General features: G+C 74.3%; 7 protein-coding genes and 1 pseudogene. 5 read left to right on the forward strand and 3 right to left on the reverse strand.

The window, feature by feature from the left end:
• Positions 1-344: 344 nt before the first annotated feature.
• The gene (locus ACFXGA_RS29310) at positions 345-686 is read left to right on the forward strand and encodes a hypothetical protein (protein WP_378093354.1); all 342 of its coding nucleotides are present in this window, start codon (positions 345-347) and stop codon (positions 684-686) included.
• Entirely contained in the window at positions 683-1,810 is a 1,128-nt protein-coding gene (locus tag ACFXGA_RS29315) for a thiopeptide maturation pyridine synthase (RefSeq protein ID WP_378093357.1), read from the forward strand. The genes ACFXGA_RS29310 and ACFXGA_RS29315 overlap by 4 nt, the downstream gene beginning before the upstream one ends.
• A gap of 79 nt (positions 1,811-1,889) precedes the next feature.
• On the opposite strand, the gene ACFXGA_RS29320 is transcribed toward ACFXGA_RS29315, so the two are convergent.
• Together ACFXGA_RS29320 and ACFXGA_RS29325 are read right to left on the reverse strand one after the other, a co-directional pair.
• Entirely contained in the window at positions 1,890-2,651 is a 762-nt protein-coding gene (locus ACFXGA_RS29320) for a zf-HC2 domain-containing protein (protein WP_378093359.1), read from the reverse strand.
• Positions 2,652-2,993: 342 nt separating this feature from the next.
• Entirely contained in the window at positions 2,994-3,548 is a 555-nt protein-coding gene (locus tag ACFXGA_RS29325; RefSeq protein ID WP_378093362.1) for a sigma-70 family RNA polymerase sigma factor, read from the reverse strand.
• Between the two features lie 197 nt (positions 3,549-3,745).
• Here ACFXGA_RS29325 and ACFXGA_RS29330 point away from each other — a divergent pair, with 197 nt between their 5' ends.
• Together ACFXGA_RS29330 and ACFXGA_RS29335 are read left to right on the forward strand one after the other, a co-directional pair.
• Positions 3,746-4,483 carry a DsbA family protein gene (locus ACFXGA_RS29330; protein ID WP_378093364.1) on the forward strand — a complete coding sequence of 246 codons (738 nt, stop codon included), beginning with the start codon at positions 3,746-3,748 and terminating at the stop codon, positions 4,481-4,483.
• Positions 4,480-5,025 carry a vitamin K epoxide reductase family protein gene (locus ACFXGA_RS29335; RefSeq protein WP_378093366.1) on the forward strand — a complete coding sequence of 182 codons (546 nt, stop codon included), beginning with the start codon at positions 4,480-4,482 and terminating at the stop codon, positions 5,023-5,025. Before ACFXGA_RS29330 ends, ACFXGA_RS29335 begins: the two co-directional genes overlap by 4 nt.
• On the opposite strand, the gene ACFXGA_RS29340 is transcribed toward ACFXGA_RS29335, so the two are convergent.
• Positions 5,004-6,080 (reverse strand): pyridoxal-phosphate dependent enzyme, encoded by a 1,077-nt coding sequence (locus ACFXGA_RS29340; protein WP_378093368.1) that lies wholly within the window; start codon positions 6,078-6,080, stop codon positions 5,004-5,006. The two genes, ACFXGA_RS29335 and ACFXGA_RS29340, sit on opposite strands and share 22 nt — an antisense overlap.
• A 207-nt stretch (positions 6,081-6,287) precedes the next feature.
• Here ACFXGA_RS29340 and ACFXGA_RS29345 point away from each other — a divergent pair.
• Positions 6,288-6,516, forward strand: a pseudogene (locus ACFXGA_RS29345) (hypothetical protein); the annotation flags it as partial.

A 6,516-nucleotide genomic window follows, 5' to 3' on the forward strand; every position in this document is an offset into this window, starting at 1 on the left:
ATACAACTAAATTTTGGTCGGCTGTGTCTGTTGTTTATACGCGACCGGCCCTGGCCGGCGGGGCCGCCCGGTTCGCCGCGGCGAACACGTGGCGGCAGTCGACCGGGGAACGCCGGGACGACCTGCTCACCCAAACCCGACGACTGTGGTCCCACGCCTCCGCCGACCCACCACCCCGTCCCGCTCCCGACCTCACACCACCCACCCTCACGGCACCCGCCTCCACGGCACCCGCCTCCACGGCACCCGACCGCGCTTCGGCCGAGTCCGGACCACCTGGGGCCGGTCCGGCCGGCCTCGCACCTCCTGGTTCGCTGCCGCCAGGGTCCGTGCCGCCGGAATCCGTGCCGCCAGGGTCCGCGCCGGTCGGCTCCGTTCCGGCGCAGCGGGCCGAGCACGCGCCCACCGACCCCCTCGCCGCGTGGTGGGCCTCGATCAGCGCCCTCCACACCACCCTGACCGGCCTGCGGGCGCGCGGGGAGTTCGCGCCCGCGGACGCGTTGTCGCCGTTCAGCGGCCTGGCCCGCGCGCTGCACCCCGACGACCCGGTCGTCGCCCACGTCGTCCTGCGCTGCACGCACCTGCTGTGCAACCGGCTCGGCCTGTCGTCCGCCACCGAAGCGCGGCTGGCCTGGCTCACCGCCCGAACCCTGTCCGGACTCCACGACGAGGTGGCCACGCTGTGACCGTCAAGACCGAACCCGCCGACCCGACCACCGACACCCGCACCGCGTGGCACTGCGTGCACGTCTACTACTACGACCCCGACAAGGACGACCTGATCCTGGACGCCGTCCGCCCCCTCTTCGCCGAGCTGCGCCCCCTGGTGAAGGGCCTCCACCTGGCCCCGCACTGGCGGCGAGGGCCGCACCTGCGCCTGTTCGCCAAGACCGACCGGCGCACGTGGACCGACGTCGTCCTGCCGCGCGTCGAGGCCGTGATCGGCGACTACCTGGCCCGGCACCCCTCCACCGCCGACCTCGACGTCGAACGTCACCTCGCCCAGCACCGGCTCCTCGCCGCACGCGAACGCGAGCACGGGCCGCTCGTCCCGTGGTTCCCCGACAACACCATCCACGAGCAGCCCTGCGACGACCGGTCCCACGTGATCCGCAGCCCGCGGACGGCGGAGCTGATGGCCGAGTTCGCCTCCGACAGCGCGCCGCTGCTGTTCGCGATGCTCGACCGCGTCCGCGCCGGGACCGACGACAAGGAACTGGTCGCGCTGGAACTGATGCTCGCGACCACGGTCACCGCGTGCGGGTCGATCACCCGCGGCTTCGCGTCGTACCGCTCGCACGCCGAGGGGTTCCTGTACTCGTGCAACGACCCGGAAGCCGTCCGCGCGAGGTTCGACGCGCACTACGAGTCCCGCCGCGACGCGCTGCTCGACCGGACGCGGTCCGTGCTGGCCGCGTTGGACGGGACCGGTGACGCGACCCCGTTCGCCCGTCACTGGGCCGCGCTGTGCCGGCAGTACGGCCACCGGGTCGACCCGCTCGTGGCCGAGGGCCTGGTCTTCCCCCCGCTGCCCGCCGACGCGCCCGCCGTGAAGCCGCGCGCGCCGATGCACGCGATGATGTTCGGCAACCGCGCCTACCGCGAGACCGTCTTCCGCCACCCGAACTTCCTGCGCTACCGCTTCCTGCTCAACTGCGCCTACCTGCAGGTGAACCGGCTCGGCCTGACCCCGGTCCAGCGGTTCCGCACCTGCCACGCCGCCGCGAACGCGGTCGAGGAGCTGCACGGCGTCTCCGCCGTCGACCGGATCCGCGCCTTCGTGGAATCCCACCCCGACGACGCCCGGTAGCGCGCCCGCCCGGACACCGGGATGAGCGGCACGACGGCTCGTCCCCGCCGGCCGCCGGGTGCGGTGAACGCCGCGGGGGTCAGGCGGCCCGTCTGCGGCTGACGGGTCGCAGGTGCCGCCAGCCGCCGGGTGTGTCGGTGTCCGGCCCGGCGTCGGTCCCGGTGTCGGTCCCGGCGGAGTCGTGGACGTCGGTCCGGTCCGGCGCGGCGGTGGTGGGTGTGCCGTCGCCGGGGGTGCGGTGGCCGCGGTGGACCAGGACGAGCAGCGCCAGGCCCAGCAGGAGGAACGCGTGCGACGTGATCCGGGAGACCCCGACCGCCCCGGTGAGGAGGTCGTTCACCGAGAACGGCACGAGCACGGCGACGAACGCCGCCGTCACCGGGAGCATGCCCGAGGCGGCCCGGGGGCGCAGCGCGGTCCAGAGCAGACCGAGGCCGAGCGCGAGGTTCCACGCGGTGCTCTCGTTGAACAGGTGCGCCGACACCGGTTCGCCGGCGGGGTGCCCGGCGTGGTCGTCGGCGGTGTTCACGCCGAACACCTGCGCCATGCCGAGGGTGAGCTGGGCGACCGCGACCCCGGCCAGTCCCATCCGCCACGACCAACCGCGGGTCCGCGCCGCAGGCGGGGTGGGCGGCGCGGCCGCGAGCACGTCCGCCACGAGGTCGGGGACGTCGGCGGCGGGTCGGACGCGCAGGGCGCGGGTGAGCGCGGCGGCGTCCTCCTGCCACCGGCGGCACTCGGCGCAGGTGGCGAGGTGCGCGTCGGTGTCCTCGGCGGGCACGGGTTCGGCTTCGCCGTCGGCGCGGGCCGAGACGGCTTCGCGGCAGGTGTCGCAGTCCACGTGGAGATTGTCGCCCGCACCCCGCCGAAAGTTCCCGACCACCCGCACCGATCGACCACGCCCGCCGGACCCGGTGGGCGACCCGCTCCCGGTGCCCGGTGACGGACCCGTCCGCCGGGTCCGCTGATCGACTTCGCCCGCCGATTGACCAGCCCGCCGGGTGCGGTGGCCGTCCCGCTCCCGGTGCCCGCCGATCGACCCGGCGGCCGGGCCTGGTGATCAACCCCCGCCCGCCGGGATCGGCGATCGTCACCGCCTGCCGGGGGCGCGTGGGCGCGACGGTCCATCGGACGTCGGCCGCCGTTCGTCCCCGGCCGCGTCCGTTCGGGGGTCGGGCCGCGCTCAGCCCACGTCGGTCGCCGTGTCGTCGGCGGTCGCGCGGAGCAGGTCCTCGCGGGCGCGGGCGACGCGGGACCGGATCGTGCCGATCGGGCAGCCGACGACGTCGGCGGCCTCGGCGTAGGACAGGCCCAGCACCTGGGTCAGCACCAACGCCTCCCGGCGGTCCGGGTCCAGGGCGTCGAGCAGCAGGTTCACCGCGACCGCGTCCTCGAACCCGGCGTCCACGGCCTTGCGGTCCGCCTCCCGCGACCAGTCCGCGCCCGGCGACAGCCGGGGCCGCGACCGGGCCATCCGGACCTGGTCGACCACCACCCGGCGGGCGATCACGAGCAGCCACGTCCGCGCCGACGACCGGCCCGCGAACCCGCGCAGGCTCGCCAACGCCCGCGCGTAGGTCTCCTGCGCCAGGTCGTCGGCCACGCCCACGTCGGCGAGGTGCGCGACGAACCGCCACACGTCCCGCTGCGTGGCGCGCACGAACCGCTCCAACGCCTCCCGGTCACCGGACCGGGCCCGCAGCGCCCACCGCGTCACATCGTCGTCCGAGTTCGTCACGATCTTGGATCGTAACCACACCCCACCGGGAACTCGTACGCCGAACGGGCCGACTACTGGGACGTGGAGCACGACCAACGGGTCAGCGGCCTCAACCGGTCGGGTGAACCTGCGCCGCGAGTCGCGATCCACGCCGAAGACCATCCGATTAACTGGTGCACGAGCACGCCACCGAACCAGTAGGGACCACAGCGACCATGTCACCCAGCACCCGCGCCAAGCGCAACCCGATGACCGCCCGCCGCGGACCGTCCCTCAACGCGATCCTCACCGGCGTGGTCGTCCTCGTCGCGGTGCTCGTGATCGGCGGCGTGCTGCTGTTCAACCGCTCCGACGAGGGCGGCACCGCGCCGAAGGAGGCGTTGTTCCCGGCGGGCGCGCACACGCTGTCCAGAGTGGAGGGCGACAAGGTCACGCTGGTGGAGTTCCTGGACTTCCAGTGCCCGGCGTGCGCCTCCTACTACGCCAACATCACCAAGGAGCTGGAGCGCGACTACCAGGGCCGCATCACGTTCGTGACGCGCAACTTCCCGCTGCAGATGCACCCGCTCGCGGTGCCCGCCGCGCGTGCCGCGGAGGCCGCCGGGAAGCAGGGCAAGTTCGCCGAGATGTACCACGCGCTCTACGACGGCTTCGACCAGTGGGCCGTCGACGGCCAGTCCACCAGCGACGACCTCCCCCGCGCCACGGCGAAGTTCGAGGAGTTCGCCACGGCCATCGGCCTCGACCTGGCGCGGTTCCGGGCCGACGTGGCCTCGCCCGAGGTGCAGGAGATCATCGACCGGGACGTCGCCGACGGCCGTGAGCTGGGGGTGAGCAGCACGCCGACGTTCTTCGTCAACGGCGAGAAGTTCCAGCCGGCCGAGGGCACGATCGCCGAGGTCGAGCGCGAGATGCGCGGCAAGCTCGACGCGGCGCTGGCGGCCGCCGGATGAGCCGCCGGCTCGCCTGGCTCCTGGTCGTCGGCGGCGGTTTCGGGCTCGCCGCCGCGGTGGCGCTGACCCTGGAGAAGATCGCCAAGCTGCGCGACCCCTCCTACGTGCCGACCTGCTCGCTCAACCCGGTGGTGTCGTGCGGTTCGGTGATGGACAGCCCGCAGGCCGAGGCGTTCGGGTTCCCCAACCCGCTGCTGGGCATCGCCGCGTTCACCGTCGTGGTCACGACCGGCGTCGCGGTGCTCGCGGGTTTCCGGCCGCCCCGCTGGTACCGGGTCGCGCTCAACGCCGGCGCCCTGCTCGGCGTCGTGTTCGTGCACTGGCTGATCGCGGCCAGCCTGTACGACATCCACGCCCTGTGCCCGTACTGCATGGTGGTCTGGGTCGTGACCATCCCGCTGTTCTGGTACACCGCGCTGGACACCTGGCCCGCCCTCGCCCCGCTGCGCCGCGTGCACAGCGCCGTGCTGGTCCTGTGGTACGCGGTGATCTGCGGCCTGGTGCTCCAGGCGTTCTGGGACTACTGGACGAGCCTCGGGTGATCGACCCGCCGCTCCTGGACCGGCAGGACGGGGCGGCGGGGCCTGCGGGCCCACTCCATGGCGGCCCACGGCGGCGTCAGCTCGTCCAGCGAGGCGATCTCGACCGGCGCGAGCAGCGCCGGGTCGAGGGCCTCGCGGTGCCGGGCGAACACGCGCTCGGTGTAGCGGTGGCCGGTGTCCGCGCCGATCACCACGTGGGTGCGGTCGCCGGCGCGCTTGGCCTCCCACGCCGCCACCAGGTGCGACGCGCCGGTGGACAGGCCCGCGAACACTGCGTGGTCGCGCAGCAGGCCCACGGTGGCGGCCATCGCGTGCTGGAAGTCCAGCCAGTGCACGCGGTCGTACAGCTCGTGGCGCACGTTGTCGAAGTGGATGGCGCTGCCGATGCCCGCGATCATCGCGTCCGGGTCGGCGAAGCGCTCGCTGCCGAACGTGACGCTGCCGAACGGCTGCACGCCGACCAGCCGCACGTCCGGGTCGTGCGCCCGCAACGCCGTGGCGAGCCCGCCGGTCGACGCGCCCGTGCCGACGCTGCCCACCACGGTCAGGGTCTCGCCGGGCAGGGCGCGGCGCAGCAGGTCGGCCAGCTCGGCGTACCCGAGGTGGTGCACGGGGTCGTGGTACTGGCGCATCCAGTGCAGCCCGGGGTCGCGGGCCAGCAGCTCCCGCACCCGGGCGACGCGCCGGTCCTGGTCCAGCCGCAGGTCGTCCGACGGGGGCATCCGGTCCACCGTGACACCCAGGATCTCGAGCTGGGCGAGCATGGTGTCGTTGACCGTGGTGGAGGCGACGATGTGGCAGCGCAGGCCGTACCGGTGGCAGGCCATGGCCAGCGCCAGGGCGTAGATGCCGCTGGAGCTGTCCACGACCGTCTGCCCCGGTCTGATCACCCCGGTGTCCAGCAGGTGGCGCACCGCGCCCAGCGCGGCGTAGACCTTGAGGGTCTCGAACCGGATCAGCACCACGTTCGGCGTGAGCCGCACCAGCGACGGCGTCTTGACCGCGTCGGTGATGTGCTCGTGGACCGGTGGCGCCAGGGTGTCGTGGTCGCGCACGGCGGTCAGCTCCCGGTCGCGCGCGGGCGGGCGGTCGCCGGTAAGGCGACCAGGCGGGTCGGGGTCATGTCGTAGCCCTCCCGGGTCGGGCGGCACGGCTGCCGCGAGCGGTTCCCACCGCTCCGGTACAGAAGTCGTCGGCCGGCCCCGCCTGGTTCCCGGACGTGCCGATCCGGCCGGCCGGTTCCCGCACGCCGCCGCCCGGCCGTGTTGTTCGGCCGGTTCCCGAACGCGGCCGTGTTCGGCGGGTTCCCGCCCGCCGCCGGTCCGGTCCCCGGCGGGCTCCGGATGCCGCCGCTCGGGCGGGTCGCGGTCGTCGGCGCGTTCTCCGACCCCCACCGCCCGGCCGTTGGCGGACGCCGCCGGCCCGCCGGCCGGGTCGCGGGCGCCGCCGGGCCCGCCGGCCCGGGGCGGGGTGGCGGCGGTGCGGGCGGCC

The sequence above is a fragment of the Actinosynnema sp. NPDC059335 genome (assembly GCF_042752395.1).
Classification (GTDB): Bacteria; Actinomycetota; Actinomycetes; order Mycobacteriales; family Pseudonocardiaceae; genus Actinosynnema.